The 14,414-nt window shown below is 72.0% G+C and carries 12 protein-coding genes and 1 pseudogene; 9 read left to right on the forward strand and 4 right to left on the reverse strand.

The features are described 5' to 3' along the window. Nucleotides 1–44: 44 nt before the first annotated feature. Nucleotides 45–770 carry a S1 family peptidase gene (locus OHS18_RS42635; protein ID WP_328614625.1) on the reverse strand — a complete coding sequence of 242 codons (726 nt, stop codon included), beginning with the start codon at nt 768–770 and terminating at the stop codon, nt 45–47. A gap of 146 nt (nt 771–916) precedes the next feature. Between OHS18_RS42635 and OHS18_RS42640 the strand changes: the two genes are divergently transcribed. Next, nucleotides 917–1,312, forward strand: a complete 396-nt coding sequence (locus OHS18_RS42640; protein WP_328614626.1) for a hypothetical protein — start codon at nt 917–919, stop codon at nt 1,310–1,312. Nucleotides 1,313–1,331: 19 nt separating this feature from the next. On the opposite strand, the gene OHS18_RS42645 is transcribed toward OHS18_RS42640, so the two are convergent. After that, nucleotides 1,332–3,026 carry an arabinofuranosyltransferase gene (locus OHS18_RS42645; RefSeq protein ID WP_328614627.1) on the reverse strand — a complete coding sequence of 565 codons (1,695 nt, stop codon included), beginning with the start codon at nt 3,024–3,026 and terminating at the stop codon, nt 1,332–1,334. 141 nt (nt 3,027–3,167) lie between these two features. Between OHS18_RS42645 and OHS18_RS48675 the strand changes: the two are divergent. Continuing rightward, nucleotides 3,168–3,257: pseudogene (locus OHS18_RS48675) on the forward strand (hypothetical protein); the annotation flags it as partial. Beyond that, a complete protein-coding gene (locus tag OHS18_RS42650) occupies nt 3,256–3,573 on the forward strand; it encodes an Imm7 family immunity protein (protein WP_328614628.1) in 318 nt (105 codons plus the stop codon). The pseudogene OHS18_RS48675 and the gene OHS18_RS42650, both read left to right, overlap by 2 nt. A gap of 9 nt (nt 3,574–3,582) precedes the next feature. Here OHS18_RS42650 and eccCa read toward each other — a convergent pair whose 3' ends face one another. Beyond that, nucleotides 3,583–7,509 (reverse strand): type VII secretion protein EccCa, encoded by a 3,927-nt coding sequence (gene eccCa, locus OHS18_RS42655; protein ID WP_328614629.1) that lies wholly within the window; start codon nt 7,507–7,509, stop codon nt 3,583–3,585. Nucleotides 7,510–7,652: 143 nt separating this feature from the next. On the opposite strand from eccCa, the gene OHS18_RS42660 reads away from it, so the two are divergent. From OHS18_RS42660 to eccD, 6 genes are read left to right on the forward strand one after another with little or no spacing between them, the layout of a single operon-like run. After that, nucleotides 7,653–8,429: a WXG100 family type VII secretion target gene (locus tag OHS18_RS42660; RefSeq protein ID WP_328443021.1), complete on the forward strand. Its 777-nt coding sequence runs from the start codon at nt 7,653–7,655 to the stop codon at nt 8,427–8,429. Between the two features lie 53 nt (nt 8,430–8,482). Further along, nucleotides 8,483–9,556, forward strand: a complete 1,074-nt coding sequence (locus OHS18_RS42665; RefSeq protein WP_328614630.1) for a WXG100 family type VII secretion target — start codon at nt 8,483–8,485, stop codon at nt 9,554–9,556. Between the two features lie 3 nt (nt 9,557–9,559). Continuing rightward, nucleotides 9,560–10,924 carry a WXG100 family type VII secretion target gene (locus OHS18_RS42670; protein ID WP_328614631.1) on the forward strand — a complete coding sequence of 455 codons (1,365 nt, stop codon included), beginning with the start codon at nt 9,560–9,562 and terminating at the stop codon, nt 10,922–10,924. Then, entirely contained in the window at nt 10,918–11,391 is a 474-nt protein-coding gene (locus OHS18_RS42675; RefSeq protein WP_328443018.1) for a hypothetical protein, read from the forward strand. The genes OHS18_RS42670 and OHS18_RS42675 overlap by 7 nt, the downstream gene beginning before the upstream one ends. Then, a complete protein-coding gene (locus OHS18_RS42680) occupies nt 11,388–11,708 on the forward strand; it encodes a YbaB/EbfC family nucleoid-associated protein (RefSeq protein ID WP_328443017.1) in 321 nt (106 codons plus the stop codon). The genes OHS18_RS42675 and OHS18_RS42680 overlap by 4 nt, the downstream gene beginning before the upstream one ends. A 37-nt stretch (nt 11,709–11,745) precedes the next feature. Beyond that, nucleotides 11,746–13,119, forward strand: a complete 1,374-nt coding sequence (gene eccD, locus OHS18_RS42685) for a type VII secretion integral membrane protein EccD (protein ID WP_328614632.1) — start codon at nt 11,746–11,748, stop codon at nt 13,117–13,119. A gap of 38 nt (nt 13,120–13,157) precedes the next feature. Here eccD and OHS18_RS42690 read toward each other — a convergent pair whose 3' ends face one another. Then, nucleotides 13,158–14,357: an IS30 family transposase gene (locus OHS18_RS42690; RefSeq protein WP_328618564.1), complete on the reverse strand. Its 1,200-nt coding sequence runs from the start codon at nt 14,355–14,357 to the stop codon at nt 13,158–13,160. Nucleotides 14,358–14,414: the final 57 nt, after the last annotated feature.

The following is a 14,414-nucleotide window of genomic DNA, read 5'->3' on the forward strand; positions in this document are numbered from 1 at the left end:
CCCGCGCCGGCCTCCCGGGCGGTGAGGCCGGCGCGGGACGCGTGTCAGACGCCCGCGGTGGTGCGGATCCAGCTGCGGCTCGACGCGATGCTCGCGTAGTTCTGCGTGCCCTGCGGGTTCGAACCGGAGTTGTTGCCGGTGGAGCAGACGCCGACCTGGAGGCCGTTGTAGAGCTCCGGGCCGCCCGAGTCGCCGTGCCAGGCCGAGCCGTTGACACCCTGGCTGGCGATGGCCGTGCCGCCGAAGGCGTCCGTGCTGGTGCCGGTGACGCGGACGTTGGCGGTCTTCAGCGTGCTCGAGGGCGGGCTGGTGCCCTGCGTGCGGCCCCAGCCGTAGATCTGGTTGGTGGACCCGGACGGCGGGTTGCCGGTGCCGAGCTTCATGTACGTGGTGTTCACCGCCGTCGAGAGGTGCAGGAGCGCGACGTCGCCGTTGGGCGAGGCCTTCTGCTGGTCGACGGCGGCGTTGGTGCCCTGCTGGAGGGTCACGTTGCCGACCTTCACGTGCATGCCCGGCGAGTTCAGGCAGTGCTGGGCGGTGAGCACCCACTGCGGGGCGATGATCGTCCCGGAGCACTCGAAACCGCCGTAGGTGGTGACGTTGTTCCAGTAGATCTGGGCGCCCCACGGCGCGGAGGAGACGGTGCCCCCGCCGATGATGTCCTCCTGGGCGTCCGCGACTCCCGCGGAGACCAGACTCAACGCGGCGGCGGCGGCACCGACCGCGGCGACCGCCTTCGAAGCCTTCGAAGCCTTCGAAACCACAGACATTCGCATGAAAATGCCCTTCGGCCTGGTGATCCGTCCCGAGCGGGACGACTCGCCCAAGGTAAGTTCCGCCGGAATTTTCCGAAACCTACCGAAGTCGGAAAGTTGCCGACGGTGGACCGGTCGGCCGCTACGCGATCGCGACGCTCGTGGTCGGGCTGCTCGTCCTCGCCGCCTGCGTGGTGTGGTGGCGGCAGCCGTCCGGGGAACAGCTGCCCGCGGGGGAGGCGCACGGGCTCGACATCACGGCGGGCCAATGCTTCTGGTCTCCGACGGGCACGGGCGAAGTCGACGTGCTGCTGACGCCCTGCACCGAGCGGCACACCGCCGAGGCGTTCGCGGTGCTCCCGCTGGCCGAGGGCTCGATGCCCGACATCAGCGGGTCCTACCAGCCCATCCTGGACCGCTGTCAGGCCGCCGCCCGCCCGATCCCCGGCGCGCGAGTCCAGGTCATGACCCCGGTATCGGTCAGCGGAATCGGGGGCAAGCCCCGGGCGGTCTGCTACTACCGCTTCACGGCCGAGATGACCGCGCCCGCGCGCTGAGGTGCCCGCCGACCCTCACTCACCGATCCGGCGGCCCGCAGTACTGGGCCTTCACCGGGTCGTGGTCGTAGCGCAGGCCGGTGCGCGCGAACGCGCCCACGACGTTCTCCCGGAACCGCGCGAACGTCCACGGCGCGCGGACCGAGTCCAGCATCTCGCGCACCTGCGGGCAGGCCAGCGTCCGGCGGATCGCCGCCAGGTTGTCCGGGGGGAACTCGGCCGGCGTGCCGAGGGCCTGGTCCGCCACCGCCCAGATCGTGCCCGCGTACTTGTCGTGGCCGACGCGGCGATCCGGGTACGGCGTCGTGTGCGCGGCCACCGGGTTCGCGAGGCCGATCGGGTCGTGGACCGCCACCTCCAGCGGTAGCAGCAAACCCGGGCCGCCGATGTTGAAGAACGTCCCGGCGCTGTAGCCGGCCGCCGACGGGTATGCGTGCCAGGTGTCGTCGTCCCAGAAGAGCACCGGGCCCGGCTCCGCGGCCAGGCGCGGGCGGAGGCGGTCGGCGATCGCCGTGAACTGCGCGAAGTCCGTGGCCAGGACCGGGTTCGGGTGGCCGCTGGCGATGACGTAGCTCGCGCGCTCGTCGGCGATCCCGGTGGCTTCGTCGAGCGGGGCCGGCAGGCCGGCGTAGGGCGTCCGCAGGTCGACGGCGGCCACCAGGGCGTAGGCGCCCAGCGCGGCCACCGGCAGGGCCGACGCGCGGGTGAGCCGGACCGCCATCACCGGCAGCAGCAGGCAGAACAGCGCCGGCAGCAGCATCCGGGCGTGCATGAAGTCGCCGCCCATGCGGACGACGTACAGCGCCTGCGCGAGCCCGGCCACCACCGGCACCGCGCACACGACGACCACCCGGCGGTCGAAGGAGAAGCGCCGGAGCAGGGCCGCCAGGGCGCACAGCGCGAGCGGGATCCACAGGAGGTACGGCGTGAAGAAGTCGTCCAGGTACGCCCAGCCCTCGTCCCACCGCACCCTCGACGCTTCCTTCACCAGCGCGGTGTTCGGCGTCAGCAGGCCGTAGTACCCCATGCGGAACACCTGGTACGCCAACGGAAGCGCCGCGGCGGCCGCGAGCCAGGCCGCTGCGGCTCGCCAACCCCGCCACTCCAGCGCCAGCAGGCCGATCCCGGCGAAGACGCTGAACAGCAGGAGATCCGGCCGGACGAGCACACCCAGGCCCACGACGACGGCCGTCGTCCACAATGGACCGCACGGCTGCCGCAGGGCGCGGCGGACCAGCAGCCACCACGTGCCGCCCAGCCACAGCAGGATCAGGCCGGTCTCGAGTCCGGATGTCGCGAAGTCCCGGAACGGCGGCAGCGCGAGCACGACGAGCCCGCCCGCAGGCAGGGCGAACCCGCCGCTGAGCCGGCGGGCGCCGTCGAGGGCCAGCAGCAGCCCGGCGGCCGCGCAGAGCAGGCCGGTGACCACGGCGACCCACTCGAGCGGGATACCGGGCACCCAGCCGAACGCGGCCAGCAGGTACGTCCAGAGCGTGCTGGTGTTCGCTTCGACGCGCTCACCGACGTTGAACACCGGCCCGTTCCCGGCCAGCAGCTGCCGCACGGTCCGCAGCACGATCAGGCCGTCGTCGCTCATCCAGCGCCGATCCCAGGCCGCGGCGGCGAAGCCGGCCACGGTGAGCCCGAGCGTGACGCGGTTGACGAGCCGCCAGGGCGAAACTGCGGCGGGTTCCTCGACGACCACGGTCTTCACGGACAGCTCCCTGGGGAAACGCCGGCGCCCGCGCGCACCCGGGAAGCCGGCCGCGCCCGCGGTGGCGCAGGCGGGGAACTGTAGCGGAAGACGGCCGCGGTCAGAACGCCCCGGCCGTCCGGAGCCGCTACCGTGCGGCGGATGTACGAGCTCCACGGGTGGTTCGGCATCTCCGAGAACGCTGAAGACGGCGATTCGGGCACCCTGGACGACGGGCTTCGCGACTTGCGTGCGCGCATCGAGGCCCTCGGCTGGGACGGCGTGCCGTCCGCCGCGGCGTCCCTGGACGTGCACAACGGGACGTACTTCCTCATCGTCAACGGAAGCGCCCAACCGGCCGGCCGCACTCGGCACGGACCTGACCGGGTTGCTGGACTTCGTCGCGAGGCGGTTCCCCGGATCCTGGGGGCTGCTCTACGAACGGTCCGACGACCTCGAGCGGCCGCCCGGCCCCGGCGCGTTCCGGGTGCGGGTCATGGCGAGAGGCCGGCTCGTCACCCGGCTGGACCCGTTCCTCTCGCCGGTGAACCCCGTGATCGAGGACTGAGACCGGCGGTCAGGACTCCACGGGCTTGGTCCACGCCACCTGCACCAGACCCGTGCCGTGGCGGCGCGAGACCAGCGTTCCCCGGCCCGGCGGCTGCGGTGACGGCTTGACGTCCGCCAGCAGCGCGCCCTCGTCCTTGGTGCCCGACATGATCAGGCCCGGGGAGCCCAGCTCCCGCAACCGCTGCAGCACCGGCTCGAACAGCGCGCGGCCCGCACCGCCGGAACCTCGCACGATCAGCACGTGCAGGCCGATGTCCCGCGCCTGCGGCAGGAACTCCAGCAGTGGCTGCAGCGGGTTCCGCCCGACCGTGGCCACCAGTTCGTAGTCGTCCACCAGGACGAACAGTTCCGGGCCACGCCACCACGAGCGGTTGCGCAGCTGCTCCGGCGTCACCGAGGGGCCCGGCAACCGGTTGCGCATCGCCGTCGCGCAGTCCGCGATCAGTTCCGTCAGCTTGCCTTCCGCGCCCGCGTAGCCCAGCAGGTGCGCTTCGGAGACCGCGCCCAGCAGGCCGCGGCGGTAGTCCGCGACGATGATCGCCGCCTCGTCGGGGGTGTACGCCGAGGTGATGCCGGTTGCGATCGCCCGCAGCAGCGAGCTCTTCCCGGACTCGACGTCGCCGAAGGCCACGAAGTGCGGGTCCGCCGCGAAGTCCAGGTACACCGGGCGCAACGTCGACTCCGCGATGCCCAAGGTGACCTGCTTGCCGCCGCCCGCGGCCAGGGTGTCCAGCGGGACCTCCGGCGGCAGCAGCCGGACCTGCGGCGCGCGCGGGCCCTGCCAGGCCTCGTTGATCCGGCGGGTCAGGTCGACGCCGCCCGCGCCGATCGTCTCCGGGCGCTGGTCGGCGTCGATCCGCGGCAGCGCCGCGAGGAAGTGCAGCTTCTCCGCGGTGATGCCGCGCCCGGGGCGGTCGGCGGGGACGTTGATCGCGACCTTGCGGTCGATCGAGGAGTCCATCGGGTCGCCGAGGCGCAGCTCGAAGCGCGTGCCGATGGCGTCGCGCAGCTGGGCGCGGACGCCGATCCACTGGTTGAGCGAGACGATCACGTGGATGCCGAACCCGAGGCCGCGCGCGGCCAGCCCGGTGATCTGCTCCTCCAGCTGCTCGTACTCCTGCCGGATCGTGGTCCAGTTGTCCACGAACAGGAAGACGTCGCCGAACTCGCGGCCGTCGGCGCTCTCGGTGAACTCCGCGCGGCGCTGGCGGAACGTCGTGATCGACTCGATCCCGTTGGCGGCGAAGAACTCTTCGCGCTGTTCCAGCAACGTCGTCAGCTCGGCGACGACCCGGCGGCAGCGCTGCGCGTCGCGGCGGGTCGCGTAGCCGGAGGTGTGCGGCAGCCCGGCGATCGGCGCCAGCGCGCCACCACCCATGTCCAGCACGAACAGCTGCACCTCGGCTGGGGTGTGGGTCAGCGCGAGCATGCCCGCGATGTCCTTCATCAGCGTCGACTTGCCGGTCTGCGGGGCGCCGACGATCAGCGCGTGCCCGCCCGCGCCGGAGAAGTCGGCCCACAGCATGTCGCGGCGCTGCTCGAACGGCTTGTCCACCAGCGCGACCGGGATCGTCAGCTTCCCGTTGCCGCCCCAGCCGAGCGGGCACAGGCCGCGCGCGGCGTCCTCGCCCAGCGGCGGCAGGAGCTGGTCCAGCGTCGGCGGTTCGGCCAGCGGCGGCAGCCAGATCTGGTGCGCCGACGGGCCACGGCCTTCCAGCCGCGAGAGCATCGCGTGGATGATCGTCTCGCCGGTGCCGTCGGCGGCCGGCGCGTCTTCGACTTCGGTCGTCACGGGGATCTCGACCGGGGCCAGCGAGAACGGCAGCACGCCGAGCTCCTGGCCGTCCTCGCGCACGACCGTGCTGCGCGGCGGCAGCTCACCCGAGACGTAGGCCGCCTTGAGCCGGATGAGCGTGTCGGTGTCGGCCTTCAGGTACGCCGACCCCGGCACCGGCGGCAGGTGGTAGGCGTCGGCGACCCCCAGCACCGCACGGCTTTCCGCGGCGGAAAACGTCCGCAGGCCGACGCGGTAGGACAGGTGCGAGTCGAGCCCGCGCAGCCGGCCCTCCTCCAGCCGCTGCGACGCCAGCAGCAGGTGGATCCCGAGCGAGCGCCCGAGCCGGCCGATCGCGACGAACAGGTCGATGAACTCCGGCCGCGCCGAGAGCAGCTCGCTGAACTCGTCGATGATGACCAGCAGCGACGGCAGCGGGTCGAGCGGCGCGCCGTCCGCGCGGGCCTTCTCGTAGTCGCGCACCGACGCGTAGTTCCCGGCCGCGTGCAGCAGCTCCTGCCGCCGCAGCAGCTCGCCGTTGAGGGCGTCGGCCATCCGGTCGACGAGCGCGAGGTCGTCGGACAGGTTCGTGATGACGGCGCAGGTGTGCGGCAGCCCGGTCATCCCGGCGAACGTCGCGCCGCCCTTGAAGTCGATCAGCGCCAGGTTCAGCGTCTCCGACGAGTGCATCACGGCCAGCGCGGTCACCAGCGTCCGCAGCAGCTCGCTCTTGCCGGACCCGGTCGCGCCGATGACCAGGCCGTGCGGGCCCATCCCGCCCTCGGCCGACTCCTTGAGGTCCAGGTCCACCGGCCGGCCCTCGGGGTTGACGCCCAGCGGGATCCGCAGCCGGTCCCGCGCCGCGCGCGGCGCCCACGTCACGGCGGTGTCGGTGTCGCGCGGGTCGCCGATGCCGAGCAGGCCGGACAGCCCGAACGTCGCCGACATCGGCGCCTCGCCGACGACGGCCGCGGGGGTGTGCAACGGCGTCAGCATCCGGGCCAGCGCCTCGGCGGCGCCGCGGTCGAGCACGTCCGGCCGGCCGAGGAACCCGAGCCGCTGCTCGGTGGCGTCGCCGACGACCATGCCGAGCGAGTCCGGCGTGGTGTGCAGGCTCAGCAGCTTCTCGGTCGAGAACGTCCGCGGGTGCTCCGCCCCGACCTCGATCACGGTGACGCCGAGCCGGCCGTCGACGCCGATCAGCCGGGGCTCGCCGTGGGCGTTGCCGCCGTCGACGACCACGACCAGGTGCGGCAGGTCGAGCTCGCTCGCCGCGCGGCGGCTGAACACCGGCCGCTCGCCGAGGTCCGGGCCGAGCAGCTCGGCCAGCGGGGCCGCGGCCTCGGCCGCCAGCCGCCGCGAGCCCACGGCGTCCGACGCCGTCGCCGCCGTCGCGTGCGGCAGCCACTTCAGCCACTCCCAGTCGTGCTGCCGGTCCGGCGCCACGCACAGCGCGATCCGCAGGTCGGCGGGGGAGTGGAAGGTGGCGAGCTGGCACAGCAGCGACCGCGTCAGGCCGAGCACGTCCGGGCGGCGCCCGGCCAGGCTCACCGCGGCGAACGACCGCAGCGACAGCGCCACCGGCAGGCCGTCGACCGTCGAGTAGGTGCGGATGAAGTGCTTGAGGCTGGTCGAGGACACCGGGTCCAGGTCCTCCAGCGGCACGGTCTGCGGCGCCTTCAGCGGCGTCGCCAGCCGCTGCGGCCCGGTACCGGCGCGGACCTGCGCGAACTGCGAGTCGGTGCGCCGCCGGTCCCACAGCTGCCCGGTCTCGACGTAGGCCCACAGGTCGGCCGGGTCGGGCTGGACGGCGACCATCGCGGCGCGCTGGCCGTCGGCGATGTCGCGGACCTGGCCGCGCAGGCCGGTGAGATACCGCTGGTAGTCGCGGCGCTCGTCGTTGATCTGCGCCTTCTTCGCCATCCCGCCGCGGCCCAGCGACATCACGACCATGCCGCCCATGGCGCAGATGAACAGCGCGCCGAAGATGTAGGTCATCACCCCGCCGTCGCGTCCGATGTAGACGAACGACATCGCGCCCATGCCGAGCATCATCGGCAGGAACATCATCAGCTGCATCATCCCGCCGGACGAGCTCTTCGGCAGCATCGGCGGCGACTGCAGCACGATCTCGGTGGGGCGCTCGGGCGTAAGGCTCATGCGGCGAAAACTCCAGATCCGGGATGGCTCTGCCCGGTATTTTGGCCACTCACCGCCCGCTCGCGGTGGGTACTTTTGCCGTCCGCCCGCTTCCGGGGACGAACTTACGCTCTGCCGAGCAAGCCATCCGCGGAAGGAGACCCATGGCCGGCGAGTACCGGGCTGAGCCCGAGGCGATGCGCTCCGCCGTGGGGAACGTGGGCGGCATCATCGCCCACGGGATCAACGCCGTGGCCGACCTCGAACGCCTGGTCGTGCAGCCGACGTCGTTCGCGACGTTCGGCAGCGCGGTGGCCGCCGCCAACGCGGCCCTGCACTCCGGCCAGATCACCGCGGTCCGCACGCTCCTGCAGCTGTTGCAGCAGATCAACGGGCTCGTCAAGGCCAGCGCCGACGCCTACCAGGCGGCCGACAAGGACGTCGCCACCGGGTACGGGGGCGGCACCGCGACCGGCGGGGCCACGGCGCCCTCGTCGATCTGGGGGAACTCGCACGCCTCCGAGCTCGCCACCCTGGCGATCAACGACAGCGCGGGCGCCCACGGCGAGCCGTCGTCGGTCGGCAACGTGCTGCGCTACCTGGGTGACGCGGACCTCGGCAAGCTCGGCGACCACCCGATCACCGACACCCGCTTCCACGGCGTCGCGGACTTCAACGACTGGCTCGCCGGCGACGCCGACAACCAGGCGCGGATGGGGCTGATCGAGGTCTACGCCGGCACCGCCCGCACGTTCTCCGACGTCCCCGGCGGCGTGCACAGCGGGGACGTCGTGGTGGTCGAACCACTGCTGTTCTCCGACCGCCAGCCGGTCATCGGCGTCGCCGGCGACGGCGGCCGCCTGTACAACCACGGGCTCCTCGACGCCCGTATCAGCGGGCTGGCGAAAGTCAGCGTGTACCGGCCCGCGTCCGTCGTCTGAACTTCTTCCCGTGTGCCTGATGAGACCCCGATGAGACTCTGTGAGGTCGTCCGATGCTGACTTTCCCGAACTCCAGCGCGATGGACGCGACCGCGGCCTCGGGCGGGCCGATCACCGTCCTGCCGCAGATCGTCACCGGTCAGCCGGAGCAGATCGCCCAGCACGTGCTCGATCTGGTCAAGAAGGCCGAGCAGTTCCTGAGCATGTACACCGAGCTGTCCAAGGCCGCCGACCAGCTCGGCAAGATCTGGTCGGGCGCGGCGAGCGAGTCGGCGCTGAAGAAGATCACCGACTCCCTCGACCAGCTGACCAAGATCATCGGCGTGGTCCAGAAGGGCGCCGAGCTGCTCGGCATCTCGGGCACCCTGATCAAGACCGCGCAGGAGGCGTACCGCGCGGTCGTCGCCGCGGTGAACCCGACGGTCGCTTCGCTGATGTCGAACCCGTGGACCTACGGCGCGGCGGTCGCTTTGTCGACCGGGACGAGCGCGTCGCTGCGGGCCTTCATCACGTCGATCGGCGCGTTGCTCAAGGCGCTCGGCGCGACCGACCTCGCCCAGCAGATCACCCAGCTGGCGACGGTCATCGGCGAGATCGAGAAGCTGTTCCACCACGACACTCCAACCGCGGGAGCGACGACGCCGTCGGCGGGGACCACCCCGGTCACGGCGCCGCAGGCCCCGTCGTCGGTGGCGAGCCCGGCCGGGCAGCAGGCGGTGGCGGGCGGGAGCGGTGGGGGGATCCCGCAGCAGCCTTCGTTCACCGACTACACCCCGCCCGCGCTCGCCACCGGCGGCGGTTCCAGCGGTGCGACCACTCCGGTGACGGCCAACGGCACCCCGCTCGACCCGTCGAACAGCTGGATCGCGGTGGACCCGTCGCAGCACGGCGCCACCGTGCCGACCCAGCCGGCGCCGGTCACCCAGCCCGTCACGCAGCCCGCCCCGGTCACCGGCGGCTCCGGCGCGATCGGCGGTGCGAACGAGGTCACCATCCACACCAACCTCACCACCGGTGAGTCCACTGTGGAGGCTCCCGGTGGCCAGGACTTCGACGTCGACATCGACCTGGACTACAACGGAAAGCACTTCAGCCAGCACGTCGGCTACGACGCGGCCGGGAACTAGCCGATGTGGGGCTCGGGGGTCGTCGACGCGTCGGGTGTGGTCAGCTCCGTGCTGTCCGGGTACCGGCAGGTTCTCGTCGAGTGCCAGCGGCGCGTCACGGGTGATCCGGGCGCGCTGAGCGCGGCGTCGCAGCGGGTCGCCACCCAGGCCTCGACGGTTTCGGGCAAGGCCAAGGAGATCGACGACTCGGCGAAAACGTTGCACGCGGACTGGGACGGCGACGCCTACACCGCGTTCGCCACCGCGGCGCGGAAACTGGGCGGGGAGCTCACCGACGCCGCCACGAAGCTCGACGACCAGGCGAAACGGCTCTCGACGGCGTCGCAGCTCGTGCAGTCCGCGAAGGCCGCCGTCGACTCGGTGCTCGCGCAGTTCGACCAGTACGCCCAGCAGCTGACCGCGCAGGCCCGCGCGGTGAACTCGGCCTCGGTCGGCGCGTTCATCCAGGCCGCCCGCCAGCTCGGCGAACAGAGCGTCCAGGCGGCGCGCCAGGTCGTCGACGAGTTCTCCGACGCGCTCGCCGAGCTGTTCCCGCCCGAGGGCACCCAGCGGCTGGAGTACAAGCTGGGCAAGAAGACCGCGGGCCCGCTGGGGTGGCTCAACGGCAGCCCGCTCGACGGGCGCAAGCGGCCGCGCGACGCGCCGTCGTGGTTCAAGAACTCGGGCTGGAAGAAGCTCACCTGGGACGGCCTCGAAGGCACTCGCGCGCCGAAGAAGGCGGACACGCCGTTCGGGCAGCCGAAGCCCGAGAGCCTCAAGGACAAGCTGGGCAACAACACCGAGATCACCTACTACAAGTTCAAGCAGGACCAGGACGGGCTCACCCCGGAGTACGACGGGAAGATCACGTCGAAGGGCTGGGACGTCGGCGCGTCCGGGCACACCGAGCTGGCCGCGGTGAAGGAAGAGGGCGAGCTCAAGGGCGACTGGGGCGTCTCGTCGGCGCACGCCAAGGGCACGGTGTTCGCCGGCGGCGAGGCGAGCGCGTCCGGCACCCTCGGCGCGCACGGCGTCGGCGCGCACGCGAACGTCTTCGTCGGCGGCAAGGTCGAGGGCGAGGTCGCGGCGGACGTCGCCGGCATCGGCGTCGGCGCGAACGGCACGCTGCAGTACGGCGTCGGCGCGCAGCTCGATGCCCAGGCCGTCTACGACGCGGGCCACCTCAAGGTCAACTTCAAGGCGGGCGCGGCGCTCGGCTTCGGCGCCGGAATCGGCGCGAAGATCGACATCGATCTGCCGAAGGTCGGCCACACGATCAGCGAGTACGGCGGCGCGGCCGTCGACTACGTCGGCACCGCGGCGCACGACGCGGCCAACGCCGTCGGTTCCGCTTGGGACGACGCGGTTTCCTCCGTGGGGGCGTGGTGACCCTTCCCCTGGACTTCGTGATCCCCGACGGCTGGACGGCCGTCGACCCGGGCGACTCCGGCGCGGTGTTCGTCGCCGTGCACGAGGCGCCGGCCGGCGAGTTCGTCCCGAACATCACGGTGAGCGTGCAGCAGCGGCCGGACGCGAAGTCGATCGACGACATCGCCGCCGAAGCCGTCGAGCGGCTGTCCCTCACCTCGGCCGGGCTCGACGTCCTGAGCCACCGGGACGTCGGCGCCCCGGCCGCGCCCGGTGTCATGCAGCTGCTGCGCCTGCGCACCGGCGAAGGCACCGAGCTGATCCAGACCCAGGTGCACCTGACCGTCCCCGGCGCCACGCCGGAGCAGCGGCTGGTGCTCGAGCTCGCCTGCACGGCCGCGCCCGCGACCGCGCGGGCGCTCTCACCCGGTTTCCAGCGGTTCGTGGGCAGCGTCCACGTCCGCCAGCACGAAGGGAAAACGCGATGACCGATCCGTACGCGGTGCCGGACATGGACGAACTGCTGGCGCAGGTGCGCAAGCAGACCGAAGAGGTCCAGCGGATCCAGCGCACGGTCGAGGCGATGGAGGTCAAGGCGCACTCGCGGCAGAACGAGGTCACCGTCACCCTCCGCGGCGACGGCCGGTTCACCTCGATCGACATCGACCCCCGCGCGATCCGCGAGTACGACGCCCGCAACCTCTCGGAGATCGTGCTGGAGGCGGTGAACGCCGGGCTTTCGAAGCTCGCCGAGGCTTCGAACGCGAAGTTCGCCCCGGTCATCTCGGCCGCCAAGAACATCTGATGACCGCCGACGTGTTTTTTCCCGCGGAGGCGGCACGATGACCGCCGCCGCAATCACGGGCACGACCCGCCGGGTCACCGTGGTCACGCCCCGGGCCCGCGTGGACGTCGCGCTACCGCAGCAGTCGACGTTCGCCGAATTGGTGCCGCAGCTGGTGCGGCTCGCCGGGGCGTCCGGGCAGGCCTCGGCCGACCATCCGGGCTGGGTGCTTTCCCGGCTGGGAGGGGCGCCACTGGCGCTCGGCCTGAGCGTCGCCGCGGCGCAGATCCGCGACGGCGAAGTCCTCCACCTGACCCCGCGGGAACGCCCGCGGGGTCCGCTGCTGTTCGACGACGTCGTCGATTCGATCGCCAGCGTCGCCGACTCGAACGGCGGCTGGGGTCCGTCGGCCGCCCGGCGGTCCGGGCTGGTGGCCGCGGTGGTGCTGCTGCTGGCCGGCGGGCTGCTGGTGCAGGCCGCGGCGTCCGGCAGCGTCCTGGCACCGATCGGGACCGGGCTGCTGGCGCTGGTGCTGCTGCTGGGTGGCGGCGCGCTGAGCCGTGCCTACGGCGACGCCGAGGCCGGCGCGGCCGGGTCGCTCGCCGGGGTCGGCGTCGCGCTGCTGGCCGGGATGTCCGTGCTGCCCCCGCACCCGCTGTTCTCGCTGTCGGCCGGCCCGCTGGCCGCGGGCTTCGCCGCGGTGACGATCTACGGCGTGCTCGCGGCGGTCTCGGTCGCCGACCGGCTGCCGTGGTTCGTCGCGATCACGGTCGCGGCCGGCTTCGGCGCGGTGACGACCGGGGTCGTGCTGCTGGCCGGCACCACTCCGGTGGCGGCCGCGGCGGTGGCGGCGGTGCTCGCCACGGCGTTGGCCGCGGTGGTCCCGATGCTGGCGCTGCGCCTCGCGCGTCTCCCGCTGCCCCGGGTCCCGGAGGACATGGAAGCGTTCCGCGCCGACGAACAGCCGTCGCTGGGCACCGAGATGTTCGGCCGGACCTCCCGCGCGCAGGCCGTCCTGACGGGCTTGCTCGTGGCGCTGGGCCTGGTGGTCCTGTTCTCGACGGTCGTCCTCGCGACGGGCGGCCCGTGGGACGCCGGCCTGGCGGCGGTGCTGGGCCTGGCGTGGATCCTGCGGTCGCGGTCGTACGCGGGGAAGACCCAACGCCTGGTGCTGGTGGGTTTCGGCATCACGAGCCTGGTCGTCGCGGGCGGCTGGCTGGTGGCCTCGGGCAACCGCACGGCGATCTTCGCGACGGGCTGCGCGGTGGTCGTCGCCGCGGCGATCTGCCTGGTCTACGCCACGCGGGTGGCCCGCGGCCTGCGATCGCCGTACTGGTCACGGCTGCTGGACGTCTCGGAGTTCCTGGTGCTGCTGTCGCTGGTCCCGTTCGTCGGCATGATCGCGGGAGTCTACGAAGCCGTCCGCGGCTGAGCGTGATCTGGTCCAAAGTCCGTGAAGGACTGGCGGATTCACGCGGTGGTTGCAACACCTGGTGTCTGCTGATCCAACAGTAACGCCGTGAGGACCTCGGCTGGTGTTCGCCAGCCGAGGGTCTCCCGCGGCCGCCCGTTCAGCTCTTCGGCCACCCGCACCAACTCCGCCGCGTTGTGCTGGGACAGGTCGGTGCCTTTCGGGAAGTACTGACGCAACAGGCCGTTGGTGTTCTCGTTGCTGCCCCGCTGCCACGGCGAATGCGGGTCACAAAAGTAGATCTCCAACCCGGTGTCCACGGTGATCTTCCGGTGATGGGCCATTTCCTTGCCCTGATCCCAGGTCAGCGAGCCCAGCAGCAACGGCGGCAACGCCGCGATCATCTCCGTCATCGCCGCCGCGACGGTGGCGGCGTCCCGTCCGTCGGGTAGGTGCAGCAACATCACGAACCGGGTCTGGCGTTCCACCAGCGTCCCGATCGCCGACTTGTTGTCCTTGCCCAGGATCAGGTCCCCTTCCCAATGCCCCGGAACGGCCCGGTCAGCGACCTCAGCCGGCCGTTCACTGATGTTGACCATGTCCTGGATCCGGCCCGAGGGTCGTTCCCGGCGGGCCTGGGCTTGACGTCGTGGCATTCGCAACGCCCGCCCGGTCCGCAGCGCGGTGGTCAGTTCCCGGCGTAGCGCACCCCGGCCCTGCACATACAGCGACTGGTAGATCGTTTCGTGTGACACCCGCATCTCCGGCCGGTCAGGAAAATCCAGCACCAGTCTCTCGGAGATCTGCTGGGGTGACCACTTGCGGTCCAGCCCCGCCTGCACGATCTTCCGCAGCACCGGGTCGGCCCGGAGTTTCGCGACCTTCGGTCGTTTCGCGCGGTCGTCGGCGCGGTGCTGGGCCGAGCTGGCCCGATACGCGCCGGTCAGGCCAGTGTTGCGGGCCAGCTCCCGTGACACCGTCGAGGCCGGGCGTCCGATCGCCCGGCCGATGGCGCGGGGGCCGTGGCCTGCAGCTTTCAGGCAGGCGATCTCGTCCCGTTCAGCGATACTCAACCGGAGCGGGCCGGGCTGGCGGGGTGCATTGCTGATCACCCCGCCAGCTTGACGGAACAGCCGCACTCCGGTGGTCGGGGCGAAGCCGGCCGCTTGCGCGGCCGGCTTCGCCGCCGTCCCGGCCCGGACCTGGTCCCAGAACTCCAGCTGCACCGACCTCGGCAGCCAGCGATGCACTCGCGCCATCTGCAATCCCACCTTTCGTTGAGGTGGTGTTGCGATGACCTCATGAATCCGAGACTC

The organism is Amycolatopsis sp. NBC_00355 (genome assembly GCF_036104975.1).
In the GTDB taxonomy this organism is placed as follows: domain Bacteria; phylum Actinomycetota; class Actinomycetes; order Mycobacteriales; family Pseudonocardiaceae; genus Amycolatopsis.

Excerpts from the sequence above, each read along its gene's own strand:
- OHS18_RS42635 (WP_328614625.1), bottom strand. The coding sequence starts at position 770 with ATGTCTGTGGTTTCGAAGGCTTCGAAGGCTTCGAAGGCGGTCGCCGCG.
- eccCa (WP_328614629.1), bottom strand. The coding sequence starts at position 7,509 with ATGAGCCTTACGCCCGAGCGCCCCACCGAGATCGTGCTGCAGTCGCCG.
- OHS18_RS42660 (WP_328443021.1), top strand. The coding sequence starts at position 7,653 with ATGGCCGGCGAGTACCGGGCTGAGCCCGAGGCGATGCGCTCCGCCGTG.
- OHS18_RS42665 (WP_328614630.1), top strand. The coding sequence starts at position 8,483 with ATGCTGACTTTCCCGAACTCCAGCGCGATGGACGCGACCGCGGCCTCG.
- OHS18_RS42670 (WP_328614631.1), top strand. The coding sequence starts at position 9,560 with ATGTGGGGCTCGGGGGTCGTCGACGCGTCGGGTGTGGTCAGCTCCGTG.
- OHS18_RS42680 (WP_328443017.1), top strand. The coding sequence starts at position 11,388 with ATGACCGATCCGTACGCGGTGCCGGACATGGACGAACTGCTGGCGCAG.
- eccD (WP_328614632.1), top strand. The coding sequence starts at position 11,746 with ATGACCGCCGCCGCAATCACGGGCACGACCCGCCGGGTCACCGTGGTC.
- OHS18_RS42690 (WP_328618564.1), bottom strand. The coding sequence starts at position 14,357 with ATGGCGCGAGTGCATCGCTGGCTGCCGAGGTCGGTGCAGCTGGAGTTC.